19 protein-coding genes are annotated in these 17,043 nt (G+C 46.2%); 5 read left to right on the plus strand and 14 right to left on the minus strand.

What is annotated here, in order from left to right; translation table 11 throughout:
* Positions 1 to 377 precede the first annotated feature (377 nt).
* The 6 genes from Q0600_RS00960 to Q0600_RS00985 are packed head-to-tail and all read right to left on the minus strand — an operon-like array spanning position 378 to position 4,795.
* A complete protein-coding gene (locus tag Q0600_RS00960; RefSeq protein WP_298755836.1) occupies positions 378 to 881 on the minus strand; it encodes a flavodoxin family protein in 504 nt (167 codons plus the stop codon).
* Entirely contained in the window at positions 878 to 2,092 is a 1,215-nt protein-coding gene (locus Q0600_RS00965; protein ID WP_298755839.1) for a radical SAM protein, read from the minus strand. The genes Q0600_RS00960 and Q0600_RS00965 overlap by 4 nt, the downstream gene beginning before the upstream one ends.
* Complete coding sequence (locus Q0600_RS00970) at positions 2,093 to 2,875, minus strand: ABC transporter substrate-binding protein (protein WP_298755842.1); 783 nt, start codon at positions 2,873 to 2,875, stop codon at positions 2,093 to 2,095. It lies immediately after the preceding gene.
* A complete protein-coding gene (locus Q0600_RS00975) occupies positions 2,872 to 3,645 on the minus strand; it encodes an ABC transporter ATP-binding protein (protein ID WP_297962248.1) in 774 nt (257 codons plus the stop codon). The genes Q0600_RS00970 and Q0600_RS00975 overlap by 4 nt, the downstream gene beginning before the upstream one ends.
* Positions 3,642 to 4,610: an iron ABC transporter permease gene (locus Q0600_RS00980; RefSeq protein ID WP_298755846.1), complete on the minus strand. Its 969-nt coding sequence runs from the start codon at positions 4,608 to 4,610 to the stop codon at positions 3,642 to 3,644. Before Q0600_RS00980 ends, Q0600_RS00975 begins: the two co-directional genes overlap by 4 nt.
* A complete protein-coding gene (locus Q0600_RS00985; protein ID WP_298755849.1) occupies positions 4,607 to 4,795 on the minus strand; it encodes a hypothetical protein in 189 nt (62 codons plus the stop codon). Before Q0600_RS00985 ends, Q0600_RS00980 begins: the two co-directional genes overlap by 4 nt.
* A 373-nt stretch (positions 4,796 to 5,168) precedes the next feature.
* On the opposite strand from Q0600_RS00985, the gene Q0600_RS00990 reads away from it, so the two are divergent.
* The 3 genes from Q0600_RS00990 to Q0600_RS01000 all read left to right on the plus strand — a co-directional run bounded on the left by Q0600_RS00990 (position 5,169) and on the right by Q0600_RS01000 (position 7,846).
* Positions 5,169 to 7,250: a carbon starvation CstA family protein gene (locus Q0600_RS00990; RefSeq protein WP_298755851.1), complete on the plus strand. Its 2,082-nt coding sequence runs from the start codon at positions 5,169 to 5,171 to the stop codon at positions 7,248 to 7,250.
* Positions 7,237 to 7,452, plus strand: coding sequence for a CstA-like transporter-associated (seleno)protein (locus Q0600_RS00995; RefSeq protein WP_298755854.1), 216 nt, complete (start codon positions 7,237 to 7,239; stop codon positions 7,450 to 7,452). Before Q0600_RS00990 ends, Q0600_RS00995 begins: the two co-directional genes overlap by 14 nt.
* A gap of 244 nt (positions 7,453 to 7,696) precedes the next feature.
* The gene (locus tag Q0600_RS01000; protein ID WP_298755857.1) at positions 7,697 to 7,846 is read left to right on the plus strand and encodes a hypothetical protein; all 150 of its coding nucleotides are present in this window, start codon (positions 7,697 to 7,699) and stop codon (positions 7,844 to 7,846) included.
* Between the two features lie 78 nt (positions 7,847 to 7,924).
* Here the strand turns inward: Q0600_RS01000 and Q0600_RS01005 are convergent, their stop codons facing one another.
* From Q0600_RS01005 to Q0600_RS01040, 8 genes are all read right to left on the minus strand, one after another.
* Positions 7,925 to 8,299, minus strand: a complete 375-nt coding sequence (locus Q0600_RS01005) for an EexN family lipoprotein (RefSeq protein WP_298755860.1) — start codon at positions 8,297 to 8,299, stop codon at positions 7,925 to 7,927.
* 393 nt (positions 8,300 to 8,692) lie between these two features.
* Positions 8,693 to 8,998 (minus strand): hypothetical protein, encoded by a 306-nt coding sequence (locus Q0600_RS01010; protein WP_298755863.1) that lies wholly within the window; start codon positions 8,996 to 8,998, stop codon positions 8,693 to 8,695.
* A 266-nt stretch (positions 8,999 to 9,264) separates the two neighbouring features.
* Positions 9,265 to 9,465, minus strand: a complete 201-nt coding sequence (locus Q0600_RS01015; RefSeq protein ID WP_297915840.1) for a hypothetical protein — start codon at positions 9,463 to 9,465, stop codon at positions 9,265 to 9,267.
* A gap of 121 nt (positions 9,466 to 9,586) precedes the next feature.
* Entirely contained in the window at positions 9,587 to 10,141 is a 555-nt protein-coding gene (locus Q0600_RS01020) for an NAD(P)H-dependent oxidoreductase (protein ID WP_366517528.1), read from the minus strand.
* 79 nt (positions 10,142 to 10,220) lie between these two features.
* Positions 10,221 to 11,924 carry a DGQHR domain-containing protein gene (locus Q0600_RS01025; protein WP_298755866.1) on the minus strand — a complete coding sequence of 568 codons (1,704 nt, stop codon included), beginning with the start codon at positions 11,922 to 11,924 and terminating at the stop codon, positions 10,221 to 10,223.
* Positions 11,925 to 12,851 carry a site-specific DNA-methyltransferase gene (locus Q0600_RS01030; RefSeq protein WP_297926702.1) on the minus strand — a complete coding sequence of 309 codons (927 nt, stop codon included), beginning with the start codon at positions 12,849 to 12,851 and terminating at the stop codon, positions 11,925 to 11,927.
* A 36-nt stretch (positions 12,852 to 12,887) separates the two neighbouring features.
* Positions 12,888 to 14,423, minus strand: coding sequence for a glutamine-hydrolyzing GMP synthase (guaA, locus tag Q0600_RS01035; RefSeq protein ID WP_298755868.1), 1,536 nt, complete (start codon positions 14,421 to 14,423; stop codon positions 12,888 to 12,890).
* Between the two features lie 54 nt (positions 14,424 to 14,477).
* Entirely contained in the window at positions 14,478 to 14,675 is a 198-nt protein-coding gene (locus tag Q0600_RS01040; protein WP_298755870.1) for a hypothetical protein, read from the minus strand.
* A 48-nt stretch (positions 14,676 to 14,723) separates the two neighbouring features.
* Between Q0600_RS01040 and Q0600_RS01045 the strand changes: the two genes are divergently transcribed.
* Together Q0600_RS01045 and uvrC are read left to right on the plus strand one after the other, a co-directional pair.
* Positions 14,724 to 15,113: a hypothetical protein gene (locus Q0600_RS01045; protein WP_298755872.1), complete on the plus strand. Its 390-nt coding sequence runs from the start codon at positions 14,724 to 14,726 to the stop codon at positions 15,111 to 15,113.
* Positions 15,094 to 16,896, plus strand: coding sequence for an excinuclease ABC subunit UvrC (uvrC, locus tag Q0600_RS01050; protein ID WP_298755874.1), 1,803 nt, complete (start codon positions 15,094 to 15,096; stop codon positions 16,894 to 16,896). The genes Q0600_RS01045 and uvrC overlap by 20 nt, the downstream gene beginning before the upstream one ends.
* Positions 16,897 to 17,043 lie beyond the last annotated feature (147 nt).

Below are 17,043 nucleotides of genomic sequence, written 5' to 3' on the forward strand. Positions count from 1 at the left end.
CTCACGCTCCGCACCGCTGCGGCGGTGCGGTAATGAGCGGCGATAGATAAGTTGTCGCGCGGCGACGGGCGGTAGCCGATGATCACGACCGCAGCGCTCGCAGGCCGGTCGCTCGCAAAAGCGCTTTTTTGCATTCATAGCGTGCATTGGCGGCGCAAGGTCGGCGGCATTGTTTGATCCGTTGCGCGCGAAATGAAATTTTATCGTTTAAATTCTAGAGTAAGACCCTGCGCCTGCAGCGGCAAATTTGCTTGTATGAATGAAATTTATCGTCCAAATTTAGTAAAAGATAAAATTCCAAATCGCGCGTGAAGTGGTGTGAAATTTTATTTGGTTTTGTTTCGCCGCGCAGCGGTTTGCACGACTTGCTTTAAATTTTACTTTATCCCCGCAAATGCTGCTTTTGCGTCCGCCAAATCCTTCTCGTCCGGGTGCTTCGCAGCCTCCGCCCAGCGCGCAAGTCGCTCGGGAGTGATAGGGTGGGGCGAGTTGCCGCCGGCCGCCATTTTGCGCATCGTCTCAAGTAGATTCGGATCGATCGCGCCCTGGCAGGCAAACTCCCTTATAATCTCGTTGCCGTTTGCTTTAAGCCCCTCTTCAAAGCCATCCAAACACTTACGCGAATGCTCGCCGTCCGGTTCCGCGCCCAGAGTCATGAAAACGCCAAGCTTCTTGTTGTGAATTTTACGTAAAAAGCGCGTAAATTTCGCCTCGGCCTCGCCCTTATCGACGTAAAAGCCCAAGGCTATAAAGTCGTAGTCATCGACCTCGCCTTCAAAGTCGCGGAAATTTAAGCTTTCGCAGCCTAGTTGTTCGGCGATCGCGTCGCCCACCTTTTTCGTGTTACCCGTTTGTGAGGTGTAAAGCACGATTTTTTTCATACAAAATCCTTTTTCATAATGTTTGCTATCTCTTCGTTGATGTTGTTGCCCCAAAAAACTCCGTCCAAGTTCAAGATCGATTTTTCATCCTTAAGCTTCAAAAGCCCCCAGCTTTGAAATTCTTTGAGCTTTTGCACTACTTCGCCGTAAATATTCGCGCTTAGGGCCTCTTTTAGCTCGTTTAAGCTTACGATCGGGTATTGAAATAGATTGTTTAGCACGCTATATTTTGCCTCGCGCTCATCGATTCGCGAGATCATCTTGTGTCCCGACACGCCGTAAATTCCGAAGCCCGCTACGTGTCCGCCCGCGCCGTTGCCGATAGGCAGGATATCCGTGCCCTTGTGGCTTAGCTTGATGTAGCCGTAGTTATCGCGACCTTTTCGAGCAAGCTTAGTAAGCTCCAAAACCTCGAAATTCCCGCTTTGCAGCAGCGCCTCTGCAAAGGCATGGTGCAGCTTTTTATCAGTCGGCAGATCGTAGTAGGAGGTGTCGATCTTTTTGGATAGCTCCGAGCCATCGAAAAACATCAGCGAGTAAAAGCTGGCGCTATCTAGACCTAGCTCATTTACGTAATTAGCATCTGCGATCGCCTCCTCTACGCTTTCGCTGGGGAAGTTGTAGATGATGTCGCAGCAGAGCATGCCGTCAAATTTTTCTCTAAGCTCCTTTAGTCGCTCGATCGCGCGAGCGGGCTTATGCACGCGGTTTAGAAGCGCGCGCCCCTGTCTACTGAAGGTCTGCACGCCGATGCTAAAGCGATTTACGCCGAAGCTTTGCAGAGCGAGCGCTTTTTGCGTATCTAGATTATGCAGCGTGGTTTCTATGCTGATCTCGCAGTCGTCCGCGATCTTAAAATTTTTATGCAGTGCGTCCAGAACCTTTTCAAAGTGCGCTTCGCTAAATACACTCGGCGTGCCGCCGCCGAAGTAGATGCTTTTAACGTTTTTGGTATCGAAGTAGGGCATCTCGCCGTAGTCTTTGATCTGGCGGATTAAAAATTTAGCGTATTCGTCCAGCTCGTCGCCGAGTTTGGAGCGCATCATCGAACAAAACGAGCAGATGTTGTCGCAAAAGGGCACATGCAGATAGATCACGCAATCGCTGTCTTTGGCGGGCTGCTCCAGCGCGTCGAACAGCTCGTTTTCGCTTGCGGAAACGCTCTCGAAAAGCTTGGAGCGGTGGTGGGATTTAATGCGTTCTTTAAACATCTATTTCGTTGCCTCCGCGTAAATTTCATCCACCGTCTCGCCGATCTGCGGGCTGCCCCGCAAGATGAGCGTCGGGGCTTTTAAAATTTTGCCCGATTTTACCGCTTTAGTGTTGCTAAGAATCGGATTTGCCTTTAAAAAATCCTCCGTCTCGCCACCCACGACGACGATTATATCGGGGTTTTGCTCCAAGATGTATTCGGCAGATACCGAAGGCGTGCTGCCTTTTAGGCCGTCTGCGATATTTTTGGCGCCTAGGCGAGCGAAGATATCGCCGATGAGGGTTTTGTCATTGAAAGCCATAGTGGCGTTTGAGCCGAAAAATAGCGCTACTTTTTTACCGCGAAGAGCGGGTTTGTCTGCAAAAATTCCATCCATCCGCGCGCAAATTTTATCCGCCTCGCTCTCTTTTTTTACGATTGCGGCGACCTTTTTTACGTTTTGGCAGATCTCTGCGGTGGAGTTCGCATCCATCGCAAGGCTCTTAAGCCCTAGCTTTTGCAGATTCTCGCTAACGCCTGCGGAGTGAAAGCTCGTGATGACCAGATCGGGCTTAAGCTCGACGATCTTTTCCATATTCGGCTTTATGTAGGTGCCTACGCTAGGCAGTTTCGCGGTTTCTGCCTCCGGGCGGATCTTACTCATCGAGGTAGTTGAGATCGCAGCGATCTGATCCTGCGCGCCTAAAGCGTAGATGATCTCGACTGCAGCGGGGTCGAGCACTACCAGGCCTTTGGCGAGCGCAAAACTCGCCGAAAGCAAAGCTATAAGAATTTTTTTCACATTTTCTCCTTTTGCGGTAAGATAAATTTGGTTCCCAAATTTTCGACTATCAGGGCGTCAAAGCCGTAAATTTCTTTTATGATCTGCGGCGTAAAAAGCTCGCTCGCGCTACCGCGATACCTTACTGCGCCGTCTTTTAGCATCAAAATTTCATCGCAAAAAAGCGAGGCTAAATTTAGATCGTGCAGCACGATGACGCTCGTTAAATTTAGCGTTTTGGTTAAATTTTCGCAGATCTTCATAGCCTCGATCGCGTAGTTCATATCAAGCGCGCCCGTGGGCTCATCGAGCAGTAAAATTTCAGGCTCGCTTACTAGCGCTCTGGCAAGCAGCACGCGCCCGAACTCGCCGCCGCTTAGCTCAAACGCGCTGCGATTTAAAAATTTCTTCACGTCCAAAAGCTCGGCGATTTGCTCTACCTTGTCGCGGTCGCTCGCATCGTAGCCGCTAAATGCGCTTTTTAGGCGGCAAAATCTGCCCGCAAGTAAAATTTCATTCACGTTCAGTGCGGCTGCGAGGGCTGTTTTTTGCGGCACGAAGCCGATGAGCGCGGCAAGCTCTTTGAGGCTATATTCGCTTGCTTTTTTGCCGTTTATTTCGATGATGCCGCTTGCGGGCTTTAAAATTTGCAATATATTTTTTAGCAAAGTGCTTTTGCCGCAGCCGTTAGGACCCAAAATCCCGTAAAATTTACCCCGCTTTAAATTTAACTCTATGCCTCGCAAGATCGCCCGCTTGCCGTAGCTGAAGTTTAGCGCCGAAATTTTCATGCATGCTTCCTAAACGCGAGGTATAGAAAAAATGGTGCGCCGAAAAAGGAGGTCACCACGCCGATCGGAATTTCTACCGGCGAGAGGGCGTTTTTAGCGATTACGTCGCAAAAAACCAAAAAAACTCCGCCGGTAAGCGCGCTAGCGGGGATCAGCACGGCGTTGCTCGCCGTATGAAGCGCCATGCGAAGCGTGTGCGGAATGATGAGCCCCACGAAGCCTATCATCCCCGTAAATGCGACCGAAAAGCCGATGATGAGCGAGGAGACGATGAGCAGGCTCTTTTTGGACTTCTCGACGTTGAGCCCCAGCGATTTCGCCTCCTCGTCGCCGTTTAAGATGATATTTAGCTCGTGGCGCTTTGCGTAAAAATACGCCATGCAAAACAGCAGCGGCGGCAGCAAAAGCGCGATCTTTTGCCAGTTTGCGCCGCCTAGATAGCCCATCATCCACGCCGTAATCCTAAAACTATCCTCTCCGATTAGATAGACCGCGAAGGATGTAAATGCGCCCAAAAACGACGATACGGCGATGCCTACGATCAGCAGAGTAGAGATCGAGCGGGTATGGGCGGCGAGCTTAAAGATCACGAGCGAAAGCCCGCTGGCGGCCAAAAATGCGAAAATTCCATAAAAAACGTCGCTAAGCCCCAGCAGATAGGCTATGACCGCGCCGAAAGTCGCTGCCGAGGCGATACCGATGATGTAGGGATCTGCAAGCGGGTTTAAAAATACGCTTTGCACCACCACTCCCGAAGTTGCCAGCAGCGCGCCTATTAAAATTCCAAGCACGAGGCGCGGCAGGCGCATTTGCAGCAAGATGAGCTCCTTGGTCTCGTCTATCTCGCCGAAGGTGAAAAATTTCGCGATGTCACCTAGCGAAATGCTCGCCCCGCCGCTGCTTACGGCCACTAAAGCAAGCAATATAAAAGCTACGATTAGAAAGAGATAAAATTTAAAGCTCATAGCCCACCAGGCGAACTATACGCGCAGATTTCGTCGCAGCGGATATTTTTAAAATTTAAGCGGTGCCAGGAATTTATACGCGCGGAATTTATGAAATTCTCGCGGCTGGCGCCATCATTTTTGAAGCTTGCATAGCTTTTGATATCAGCGCGAAAAAGTGCGTAGCCGCACACCTGATCCGGCATAAATTTCCTCCTAAAAGTATTCGCGATTTTTATTAAGAAATTAAAATCGTTATCATGGGATTTTATCGCTTGATTTCTTAAACCGCGATAAATTCCGTAACGGCTAAGAGCTGTGGAGTTAAATTTAGGGCGATTAAATGTTAAAATTTCGCGCGTCTCCAAGCCGTCTATTTAAATTTGAAATTCAAAATTTAGGCGGTAAATTTAAACGCCGAAAGAGCTCTTTTTAATTTCGCGATTCAGCTTTAAATTATAAAAACGCCGATAAAATACGCACTAAATTTTATTTAGCGAGCCCCGCTTTAAAGGCGTAAGTCGTTTTGTTAAACGGCAAACTGCGCCCAAGCCGCTCGCTAAGCTTTAAGGAGTGGGCATGAAAACATGGCAAAAGATCCTTTGGGCGGCGGTCGCCGTCATAGGGGCGTGGTGTTTCGGCGTACTTGCGCTAAATAAAGGCGAGAGCATCAGTGCCGTCTGGCTCGTAGTGGCCAGCGCGTGCATCTATCTGATCGGATACACCTTCTACGGGCGCTTTATCGCGTATCGCGTCTTTGAGCTGGACGATCGCCGCGCAACTCCTGCAGTGATCCGAAACGACGGACGAGATTACGTCCCTACAAACAAATACGTCCTTTTCGGCCACCATTTCGCCGCTATCGCGGGCGCCGGACCGCTCGTAGGCCCGGTAGTGGCCGCACAGATGGGCTATTTGCCCGGTACCATTTGGCTTTTGGTAGGCGTCGTGCTCGCAGGCGCGGTACATGATTTCATCGTGCTCGTGCTATCTACGCGACGCGGCGGCAAGAGCCTCGGCGAGATGATCAAAGAGGAGATGGGCAAGCTCACGGGCGGCATCGCGATGATCGGGATTTTTTTCATCATGCTGATCATCGTGGCGATCTTGGCGATGGTCGTCGTAAAGGCGCTCGCGAACTCGCCGTGGGGGCTTTTTACGATCGCGATGACGATACCGATCGCCATATTTATGGGAATTTACATGAGGTTCTTGCGCCCGGGCAAGGTCAGCGAGGCATCGATCATCGGCTTTATTTTGCTGATGCTTTCGCTTTGGGGCGGGCATTACGTCTCGATCGATCCGTACTGGCACGACGTCTTTTCGCTAAAGGGCGAGACGCTCGCGCTTCTTACGATCGGCTACGGCTTTGTAGCGGCGATCTTGCCGGTGTGGCTGCTGCTTGCGCCGCGCGATTATCTAAGCACTTTCCTTAAACTCGGCGTCATCATCGGCATGGCGGTCGCGATAATTTTCGTCGCGCCCGAGCTTAAAATGCCCGCTACGACGAAATTTATCGACGGCACGGGCCCCGTTTTTGCAGGTCCGATATTTCCATTTTTGTTTATCACGATCGCATGCGGCGCTATCTCGGGCTTTCACGCGCTGATCTCCAGCGGCACGACGCCGAAGATGGTCGAGCGCGAAACCCATACTCTTTTCATCGGCTACGGCTCGATGCTTATGGAAAGCCTCGTGGGCGTAATGGCGCTTGTGGCTGCGTGCATCCTAAGCCCTGGCGAATACTTCGCTATCAACTCGCCAGCCGCGGTACTCGGTAAAGACGCGGTAAGCGCCGCAGCGTATATAAGCTCTATCGGATTTAGCATTACGCCCGAGCAGATCGGCGCCTTGGCCTCAAACGTCGGCGAAACCACGATGATGAGCCGCACGGGCGGCGCTCCTACCTTTGCGATGGGGCTAACGATGCTGCTGCATCAGATCATCGGCGGCAAGGAGCTGATGGCGTTTTGGTACCATTTCGCGATTCTATTTGAGGCGCTGTTTATTCTGACCGCAGTCGATGCAGGTACGCGCACGGGGCGCTTTATGGTGCAAGAAATTTTAGGCAACGTCTATAAGCCATTCTCCGATACCAAAAATTTTCTCTACGGCATCATCGCGACGGTGATCTGCGTGGCGGGCTGGGGCTATCTGCTCTACAGCGGCGTTACCGATCCTATGGGTGGAATTTACACGCTGTGGCCGCTTTTCGGCGCGTCCAATCAGATGCTCGCGGGCATCGCGCTGCTGCTTGCGACGGTGGTGCTTTTTAAAATGGGCAAGCAAAAATACGCCTTCGTCACGATCGCTCCTGCGATCTGGGTGCTTATAACCACGCTTTATGCGGCGATCTTGAAGCTGATGCCGGCTAACGGCGAGCGCGTGCACGACGCGGTAAGCCACGTAGCTATCGCGCAAAATACCGCCGCCAAGCTTGCTAGCCTAAGCGATCCCGCGGCGATCGAAAAGGCGCAGGCTATCATCAGAAATAACGTCATCGACGCCGTGCTATGTGCTCTTTTCGTCGTCGTTACGATCATCGTCATCACTCAAACGATCCGAATGTGCCTTAAAATTTCAAAGGGCGGCGCGAGCGAGGGATATTTCAAGCTAGCAGAAAGCGAGTACGTGGACAGGGGCGTTTATGAAAAAGTTTAAATTTAATCCGCTCGCAGCCCCGAAGGCCGTGGCGAGGTTTTTGGCGCGCGCGGATGCCGCACTTGCGCCGCTCATCGGGCTCGGCGATTACGAGGGCTATCTGAGCCATTTCAGAAGCGTTCATCCGGACGAAATCCCGCTAAGCAGAGCGGAATTTTTTCGCGCGATGCAAGATAGCAAGGCAAAAAACGTCAAGTGCTGATAGCGGCGAAAGGGCGCGGTCGCGCCGTACTCATCGCCGGTCTGCGACGCTTTGCCGTCTTGTCGTAAAATTTCGCCGCGGGTTTGAAATTTTAATTTAGACTAGGGCGCGGATAAAGTGTGCGAACGAGGTTAAATTTAGCACGCCGCACAAACCGCCGCCGAGTGAAATTTAGACTAGCCGCGCGGCGTAAATTTTAAAATGATTAAATTTCAAGGCGCCGCGAAGCCCGCAAGTCTTTTCTGTGGTAGCCAAAAGCTTGCAGGCTTTAAAATTTGAAATTCCAAAATCCGTAAAGCAAGATTTTACGCCGTATCGTTTCGCGGGCGAGATTTATGCCGCAAAATTCGGCGCGCGCAGGGTAAATTTACCCTGCACCGAAGGCGCAAAGTAAATTTAGAATACATTAAGAATATAAGAAAGGAGGAGGGTTTAATATTAAAATTATTTCCTGGCTATTTTTTGATATTCTTTAATTCGAACGCGGTGCATCTGGTATTGCCAGACGATTTTTGGATCTGCTCAAGAAAATAGCGTCATGAGCATGTCTTAGATTAACAGCTTCAACACTATTTTCATCGGCTGGAACTTTCTCTTTATATTTTTCTATGATAGCCTTAGCTTCGTCCAAGTGCTCCATATAATACTTAACCGAATACGCCATACCCTTTTCCTCTACGACCGTTTTGGCATTCACGCAATTCTTATACGAGTTGCTGCCATCTTTAAGAGTGTTGAAATCACACTTTGCCAAAACCTCTTTGGCTTCGTCCAGATGTGCGTCGTAATACTCCTTGGTCTTTACCTCGGTATCATCGCCGCAACCAACTAAAAAAGCAGCTAACACCCCCCCCAGAGGAACATCTTAGGATTTTTCATTTCATTCTCCTTGTTTGAAATTTATCGATATTTTACTATCCGTTTACTTTAAAAAATTTGAATTGCGCGCGCACGCGCCGTTTTAACGCGATTAGTTAAAATTCCGTTTTTAAAATTTACTCGCGCGACGGAATGCGACGTTTTACGTGGTGCCGCAAGATGGAGACCAAACGCGCGCAGTGTAAAAGGACGGCAAAGCAAAAAACTACGAGACGCAAAAGGGCGGCGTAGCAAAACAGCGCGAACGCTTAAAATCGCTCTGACGTGTCCGTAGTAGGCGTCTAAACCGCACTTGTAGCGAAACGATGGCAGGGCAAAACGTAACGCGGCAAAATCGCTCGCGCCGCTACTGCAACAGACGCTACTGTAGCACCTTTTTTAGCGCCAGCGCAAATAGCACGACATAAAGGACGAGCAGCCATTTTTTCTGCGTTTCGCGCCTTGCGTGGTGAGCTTGAGAGGTGCCGAAATACACGCCCAAAAGCCCGCCCACGGCTAGCAGCGCGCCGGCTAGCTGCTCGCCGCTTGCAAGCGAAAATTTTCTAAGCTTCATCTGCTTTTGCTCGTCGTTATCGCCTGCGTAAAATGCGTGATCACCCATTATTAGGACATTTTCGCCGATATCGCGAAGTCTGTTTTGAAGCCTACTTTGCCATAAAATTTTCATCGGTCGCTCCTTCTGTATGCGCGTAAAGAACACAGCGCGATTTATCGATTTTAATTTGCGCTAGCGGTTTTATCGACGTGCATGCTAATACTTGAATTATTGCTTTTAAATTTACACTATTTGCGCGGCGCTCGGTACCTATCAAATCGGCATCTGAGCCGTGCCTTGCAGGCAAATTTATCCGCACAGAGTTTTGACCGGGCTAGAAATAAATTTAACCGCGCGCTGTTTGAGCGAAACCGTAAAATTAGCCTCGCAAATTTAGATCATTTTTTCGGTTTATTTTCTTTGGTATAGTCCACGGCGATGCGCTGGCAGGCGATTTTATCGTTCTTTTCGAGGCATAAAGTCTCCAGCTCCTCGCGGCTGAAATTTTTATAATCTTTGATCGTCTTTTTACCGCCGTCGCCCATCACGAAGTATATGAGAGCCGCTAAAATCGCCATCGCAGCGATTAATCTAAGCATAATTGCCTCCTAAATTTCATAGATTTTTCGCCAAATGTGCGAGCGAATTCGGCGCGTATCTGTTTAAATAGGCAGTCAAATTCTATGCCGTTCGGATTTTGCGAGCAGCGCATTTTTAAATTTAAAGCAAATTAATCTGCTTCGGAAAGTACCTATCCAGCGTCTGCACTACCTGCTCTAACCAGACCTTTCGCTCAGCTTCGTCGCTATCTGCGACCACTCTAAACATCAGCCGCTCAAAGGTTTTCACGCCGCAAAAATCAAAAATGCAGCTTTTCCAAATTTTTTCCAGCGGATCGCCGAATATCTTGTTTTCTCTGGCCTCGGGGGTGTTGGAGGTGTTGAAAACTACGGCGGCTTTAGCCTTTAAAAGTCCTATCGGAAGCCCGCCGCCGTTATCGCCCGGCGCAAAATCGTAGGCTACTCTCTGCCTTAGCACACGGTCAATCCAGCCCTTGAGGATGGCGGGCGGCTCGCCCCACCAGTTCGGATGGACAATCACGATACCATGGGCGTTTGCTATGTCTTTTTGATGCGCCTTTAACAGCTCGTCGTCGCTTTCATCGCTCACGAGCTCAGCGCCGCTAAGGATCGGATTAAATTTCTCCTTATATAGATCGTGAAATTTAACCTCGTAGCCGCTATTTTGCAGCTTTTCTACCGCTACGTTTGCAATAGTCGCTTTAGGCTTATCTCGTAAGGATGTGCCAGGATAACAGAAATTTGCTCCATTTTTTTTGCTTTATTTCATATTGCTATTCAATTTCTAATTTTTTTATAATTTCTCTAGAGAATTTTGCATATTGACTTGATGTATATGGAAAATTATCTTTTGAAAAATCGAAATCTAACTTACTTAAAAGGTTATCATAAAATTCAAAATCTTTAATTCCATATTTATCAATAAGTGCAAGATAACTCATAATAAACCCATTTATAGATATTACAGATAATATCTTAGATTGAGGATCATGCCATTCGCTCTTGAAATGCTTCTTTATTGCCTTAAAATATATTGAAATTTTTTCTACGCAAAATTCCTTATATTTATTCAAGGATGCATCATCCATTTTTTTTAGTGCCTCTTTATCGCCATCCCAGTGAAAGAATAGATTTTTTCTACCATCTTTGGGATCTAAAGTTATTAAATAACGCAACGCAAATTTGATTATTGATGCAATTTTAATTTTGTTTTCATCCAATAATGACATTTCAAATTTATTTAGAAAAATACTCTTTTTATTTAGGAGATCAATGATTGACCTAGATAAACCAAAATCTGAAATAGGATCTTTAACCATTTGAATATGTAATAATACATCTTGAGATACCGGTTTAGCATTGGAATTAATATCTAAAAATATTTCACTCTGTATCTTTATTTTTTTAGTATCCGACATACCTTTTGGAAAAATAAGACCCGTAACTAATAAGTGTAACTCTTTTCTTAACTGTGATATTTTAGGCTCATCACTATCTGTTTCTAAACCTTCATAATGAGCATAAATACGATGTTGTCCATCAATAATACATATACTATTCATACAATTTGGGATAAGCATAGTGCATACGTCATGCTTATTGATTTCATCAATATTAATAGGTATATTATCTTTTTTGAAAGAAATATCTTCAGGCAAAGCTACAATAATATTATTATAAAAAGCTTCTTTATTTGTTACTAAAAATTTTCTTATACTGTTAATTCTTTTATCCTGAATTAGACGTTGATAAAGCAAAGAAGAATCTTCCCAGTTATCTTTTCTTAAGACATAAGAGTTTTTTATTAATGTTTCTGCAGATATCATGAAAGACACTATTCTTACATTATCTTTAATGCCAGTAAAAGATTTAGGAGTAATTATCGTAGTTTTTATCTCTTTCGGACTGCTTTCTGCAGTAATAATACCTATATCATCATCATTTAGCCCCAAGAACCTAAAAATTTCATACCTGGCCGACTTTTTTATACATTTTGACATTTTAGATAAATACATTAAAGCATTATGGTCAACGAATTTTATCAATGGGTATAATTTATAATCATCATCGCTAAAATCAAGTTTTTCTTGGGAAAAATATAAAAACTTGATTTTATATCTATCTAATGAATATTGTTTAATAAATGAATCTTGAAAATTATCATATAACCATTGGTAAAAGTTTGTTAAATTTTTATTTATTTCTACAAATCCTTCATGCTTTTTTCTAACATGATCTTTAATATTGTCTGTTTTTGTTACAGTATCCTCACAAATCAAAATTATATTCTCATAAATAAATATAAAATCTAATTCTACGGTTCTATGCCCTATTTTAAAGTGTTTATTTTGAGTGTTTAAATATTTAAAACCCGCCATAATAAAAGTATTCTTTATACCATTTCTAAAATTTCTAGATAATCTTGCCTTTTTTATTTCTTCCGGAGATTTTTTTGATTTTCTAATACTTTTAGACATTTATGCTTGTCCTTCTCTAATTTTACGGAATTCTTCTGGCAACATCGCAACCGAACTATTTAAGTCAGGCTCCATAACCGGTACATCCTTTCTGACTTTTATAACCCCATCAATAGCTTCCTGAATACGCGTTTTGGCAATATTAAAGTATTCTTTTTGTATCTCTGCCCCCACAAAGCACCTCTGCTCTAGTATGGATGCTACACCTGATGTTCCAGAACCCATAAACGGATCCAAAACTATTCCATTGATGGGTGTCAATGCTTTAATTAACCTTTGTGGAATAGCAATTGGGAATTGGCATGGATGCTTTGTTTTTTCTATATGGTTGGCCTTAACATTTGGTATATCCCACACATCCGATGGGTTCTTACCCAAAGGGTTACCGCTAAATTCCCCTTTATTCTCTCCTTTATATGAACGTTTGCCTGGGTATTTTTGTGGTATACGTATATTGTCTAAATTAAAATTATATTCTTTGCCTTTTGTAAACCATAGTATTGTTTCATGTCTTCCACTAAAACGTTTTGAACTATTTAGCCCATGTCCAAAAGTCCAAATTAATCTATTTCTTAGTAGGAGCGGATATTCTAAACTACGGTTATTTTCACTAAATATCTGATAAACATAATAATCCAAAGGAATAACCTCTGATTTGCTAATATGATAACCGGTTTGCCAACATAGACTTCCTCCTTTTTTTAATACACGATAAATGTCACCAAATATAGATGACTGTTGTTTTTTAAAAGTTTCAATATCGTCGTGCAAATTCTCATACGCTTTATTCATACAATATGGGGGGGAAGTTATAATTAAATCGCAAAATTCATCTGGTATATTCTTAAGTAATTTAATACAATCCCCATTAAATATTGTTATACTATTATTTTCATTAAATTTTTCAGCAATTTTTATATTTTCCAAAGTTCGTCAACCCCTATAAAAATAATTAAAATATTCTCACTCCCACTCTATCGTTGCGGGCGGTTTGCTCGAGATGTCGTAAACTACGCGGTTGATGCCGTCCACTTCGTTTATAATGCGGCGAGAGACGTTTTCTAGCAGGTCGTACGGCAGGCGCGAGAAGCTGGCTGTCATACCGTCGCTAGCGTCCACTACGCGTATGCACACGGCGTTTTCGTAGGTGCGGTTATCGCCCATGACGCCGACGGAGTGCACGTTTAGCAGTACGCAAAACGCCTGCCACGTTTTGTTATACCAGCCGCTTGATTTTAGCTCGTCGCGTAGGATCACGTCGGCTTTGCGCAGTAGCTCGAGGCTCGGCGTATTTACCTCGCCCATTATGCGGATCGCAAGGCCAGGTCCCGGGAATGGATGGCGGAAAACTACTTCGCGCGAAAGACCTAGCTCAAGCCCCAGCTGGCGCACTTCGTCTTTAAAAATTTCGCGCAGAGGCTCGATTAGTTCAAATTTCATATCTTTTGGCAGACCGCCTACGTTGTGATGGCTTTTGATCGTCTTGCTCGAGCCTGCGACCGAGCTTTCGATGATGTCGGTATAGAGCGTGCCCTGGGCTAGAAATTTTACGTTTTTGTATTTTGCCGCCTCTTTGCTGAAAACCTCGATAAAGGTCGCGCCGATGATTTTGCGTTTTTGCTCGGGATCGATCACCCCTTTTAGCCTGCTTAAAAATAGCTCGCTAGCATCGACTACGTCTAAGCTCACGCCGAGTTTGAGCCTAAACATCTCCTCTACCGCCTTGCGCTCGCCAGTGCGGAGTAGTCCGTTATCGACAAAAACCGCTATCAGGCTCTGCGGCACTGCGTGCGCCAAAAGCGCCGCTACGACCGAGCTGTCCACGCCGCCGCTTACCGCGCAAAGCACTTTGGCGCTACCTACGCGCTCTTTTATTTTGATCATCTGCTCTTTGGCGAAGCTGCCCATATTCCAAGTGCTGGTTATTCCGCAGATCTCTTTGGCAAAATTTTTTAAAATTCTATCTCCGAACTCGCTGTGGCAGACCTCCGGGTGAAATTGCAGCGCGTAAATTTTACGGATCTCGTCGCCGAATACGCACCACTCACTCTCGTCCGAGCTTGCCATCACCTCAAAGCCCTCCGGCAGGCTTTCGACCTTGTCTGAGTGACTCATCCAGACAGTAGAGTTATCCTCCACGCCGCCGAATAGCTTGCTAGCGCGAAGCAGCTTTAAAGAAGCTTTGCCATACTCTTTTTTACCCGCAGGCACGACGCTGGCGCCAAATTTATGCGCGATGAGCTGCATGCCGTAGCAGATACCTAAAATAGGAATTCCAAGCTCAAAAATTTCATTGTCGCAAAAATACGCATCTTTGGCGTAAACGCTAGCGGGTCCGCCGCTTAAAATAAGGCCTTTGGGGTTTTTTGCTTTTATCTTATCGATCGGTGCGTCGTATGCGATCAGCTCGGTGTAAACGCCTTGTTCGCGCAAGCGCCTAGCGATCAGCTGGGTGTATTGGGAGCCGAAATCCAGCACTAAAATATCTGCCGTTTGCATGAAATTCCTTTGTAAAAATTTTTAAAAGTATAACAAAGCAAAGCTAAAAGTAGGCTATTTATTGCGTAAAATTCTAACGCTTCCTCTACCATCGCTCGTATTATTGGCGTCCGTATTTTGGGCAGTAGCGCTAGGGCTCTGCTCGTCTTCTGAGTAAAACGGCGGCGCTTTGTATCCGCAGCCGCTAAGCAAAACTAAGATAAAAAATGCTAAAATCCGCTTATGGAAAATGCAAGAGAAATAATAGCTCATATCAGAAAAGATCCTTTATATGCCAAGATGCGAGAAAGAGGCGAGTTCTTGGCGATTTTGCCGCTTAGTTGGCAAAGGCTGATCGCCTTCATCTACGTCAAAGATGGCATTTTGATGATAGCCGCGAAGCACCCGGCTGGGCTTTGCGAACTAAAACGCGATAGTAATATAAATTTAATAAAAGACGTATTAAAGCGATTCGTAGCCGCTAGAGAGACGGCGGAGCTTTGCGGCGTGCGCGATATAAAATTTTTCGTCGCAGATAGAATAATGAGCAGAAGAAGGGCGCAAATTTATAAAGCTCATTTGCGTCCGGGCGGCAAAATTTTATCTTCAGAGCGTGCAAAAGGAGAGTTTGAAAACAAAATCCAAGATCCGCAAATTTATAAAATTTTTGAAGAGATAAGAGGGCTGATCCTTGCTAATAGAGGAGATTAAGAGCCTGCCTGCCGCGCCGGGCGTGTATCAATACTTTGACGCCGCGGGCAAGCTGCTATACGTTGGCAAGGCAAAAATTTTAAAAAATCGCGTCAAAAGCTACTTTTCTTTCACGCCCGCTCTCGCTCCGAGCCCTCGCCTAAGCGCGCGCATCGCCAAGATGATAAGCGAGGCGGCGCATTTAGAATACATCGTAACGCCCAGCGAGAGCGACGCGCTGATACTAGAAAATTCCTTCATCAAGCAGCTTAAGCCCAAGTACAACATCCTGCTGCGCGACGATAAAACCTATCCTTATATATATGTAAATTTAGACGACGATTTCCCGCGCTTTGAGATCACGCGAAAGATCATAAAGGGCAGAAACATCAGATACTTCGGCCCCTATTTTCACGGCGCGAAGGAAATTTTACAGACGCTTTACATGCAGTTTCCGCTCGTGCAGAAGAAAAATTGCGTCAAGGGCAAAAAGGCCTGTTTGTTCCACCAGATCGGGCGCTGCGCCGCTCCGTGCGAGGATAAAATTTCAAAGCAAGATTACGCTCGTATCGTGCAGAGCGCGCTTGCCGCCCTAAAAAATCCGCAAAAGATGGTGCCGCAGCTTTTGGAGCGGATGGCACGGCTCGCGCAGAGCGAAAATTTCGAAGAAGCCGCGCAGATCCGCGATACGATCGAAATTTTAAAGCAGATGAACGTAAAGGTGGAGGTCGATCTGGCAAAACTCGATGATTTCGAGGTCTTTGCGATTGCTGCACGCGACGGGCTCGTCTGCGCCGTGCATTTTAGCATACGCGAGGGTAAAATTTCAGCCTCAAGCTCGCATATAATCAACTGCAAAGCCCCGAGCGCCGATGATATCGCAAACGCCTACAAGCAGATGATCTTAAGCGCTTTTCCTGCCGCAGCCCCCGTGGCGTGCGCTAAAATTTACGTTTACGACGAGTTTGACGATGCGGATCTGGTATGCGAAATTTTATCCAAGCGGCACGAAAGAGCCTTTAAAATTTACGCGCCTAAAATTGGTGAGAAGCGTAAAATTTGCGAGATTGCATACCAAAACTGCGAGATCAATATCAAAAAACATCTAAAAACGCACGATTACGCATTTTTACAGGAACTGAAGGATTATTTTGATCTTACGAATTTGCCCGTAAATATCGAAGTTTTCGACAATTCACATATGTTCGGCGCCGCGGCCGTGGGGGCTATGATAAGCTTTCAAGACGGCGAGTTTAACAAGCAAAACTACCGCCACAAGCACCTTAGCTCAAATAACGACTACGATCAGATGCGCGAGTACCTAACTAGCCGCGCGCTTAAATTTGACGAGCTCGCAGCACCCGATCTGTGGCTCATCGACGGCGGAACGGCTCTGTTAAACTTGGCGGAGGAAATAATCTGCAGCGTCGGGGCAAACATCGATATAATCGCTATCTCTAAAGAGAAAATCGACGCTAAAGCGCACCGCGCAAAGGGGGCTGCGAAAGATAAAATTTGCACGAAAGGCGGGATTTTTTCGCTGCCTACGGATGATAAAAAGTTGCAGTTTTTTCAGCGCCTGCGCGATGAGGCGCACCGCTTTGCGATCTCGTTTCACCAAAAGAGCAAACGCAAGCTCGATCTGCAAAGCTCAAAGCTGCTAAGCTTGGGCGTTAGCAAAGGAAGCCTGAAGAAGCTTTTGGACTTTTACGGCGATTTTGAGAGCATTTATGCGGCGAGCTTCGATGAGATCAGATCGCTTACGAATATCCAAACCGCGGAAAAAATTTTAAACAATCATTAACAAAAACCTAACGCAAAAAGCTATATTTAAAGATTTGTTTAGTAAAATCACCCATTAACTTTGCAGGACGGCTAAATCGTCTCCGCCTAGCGTGACGGAAGCGACTTCGTTTCTCCGGTTGAATAAAATTTAACGTCGCGTAAGCTG

The organism is uncultured Campylobacter sp. (assembly GCF_938041645.1).
In the GTDB taxonomy this organism is placed as follows: Bacteria; Campylobacterota; Campylobacteria; order Campylobacterales; family Campylobacteraceae; genus Campylobacter_B.

What these genes read in the sequence shown, in the direction of transcription:
- Q0600_RS00965 (WP_298755839.1), bottom strand. Translation starts at nt 2,092, where the DNA reads ATGTTTAAAGAACGCATTAAATCCCACCACCGCTCCAAGCTTTTCGAG.
- Q0600_RS00985 (WP_298755849.1), bottom strand. Translation starts at nt 4,795, where the DNA reads ATGCCGGATCAGGTGTGCGGCTACGCACTTTTTCGCGCTGATATCAAA.
- Q0600_RS00960 (WP_298755836.1), bottom strand. Translation starts at nt 881, where the DNA reads ATGAAAAAAATCGTGCTTTACACCTCACAAACGGGTAACACGAAAAAG.
- Q0600_RS00975 (WP_297962248.1), bottom strand. Translation starts at nt 3,645, where the DNA reads ATGAAAATTTCGGCGCTAAACTTCAGCTACGGCAAGCGGGCGATCTTG.
- Q0600_RS01010 (WP_298755863.1), bottom strand. Translation starts at nt 8,998, where the DNA reads ATGAAAATTTTATGGCAAAGTAGGCTTCAAAACAGACTTCGCGATATC.
- Q0600_RS00990 (WP_298755851.1), top strand. Translation starts at nt 5,169, where the DNA reads ATGAAAACATGGCAAAAGATCCTTTGGGCGGCGGTCGCCGTCATAGGG.
- guaA (WP_298755868.1), bottom strand. Translation starts at nt 14,423, where the DNA reads ATGCAAACGGCAGATATTTTAGTGCTGGATTTCGGCTCCCAATACACC.
- Q0600_RS00980 (WP_298755846.1), bottom strand. Translation starts at nt 4,610, where the DNA reads ATGAGCTTTAAATTTTATCTCTTTCTAATCGTAGCTTTTATATTGCTT.
- Q0600_RS01040 (WP_298755870.1), bottom strand. Translation starts at nt 14,675, where the DNA reads ATGAGCTATTATTTCTCTTGCATTTTCCATAAGCGGATTTTAGCATTT.
- Q0600_RS01015 (WP_297915840.1), bottom strand. Translation starts at nt 9,465, where the DNA reads ATGCTTAGATTAATCGCTGCGATGGCGATTTTAGCGGCTCTCATATAC.
- Q0600_RS01025 (WP_298755866.1), bottom strand. Translation starts at nt 11,924, where the DNA reads ATGTCTAAAAGTATTAGAAAATCAAAAAAATCTCCGGAAGAAATAAAA.
- Q0600_RS00995 (WP_298755854.1), top strand. Translation starts at nt 7,237, where the DNA reads ATGAAAAAGTTTAAATTTAATCCGCTCGCAGCCCCGAAGGCCGTGGCG.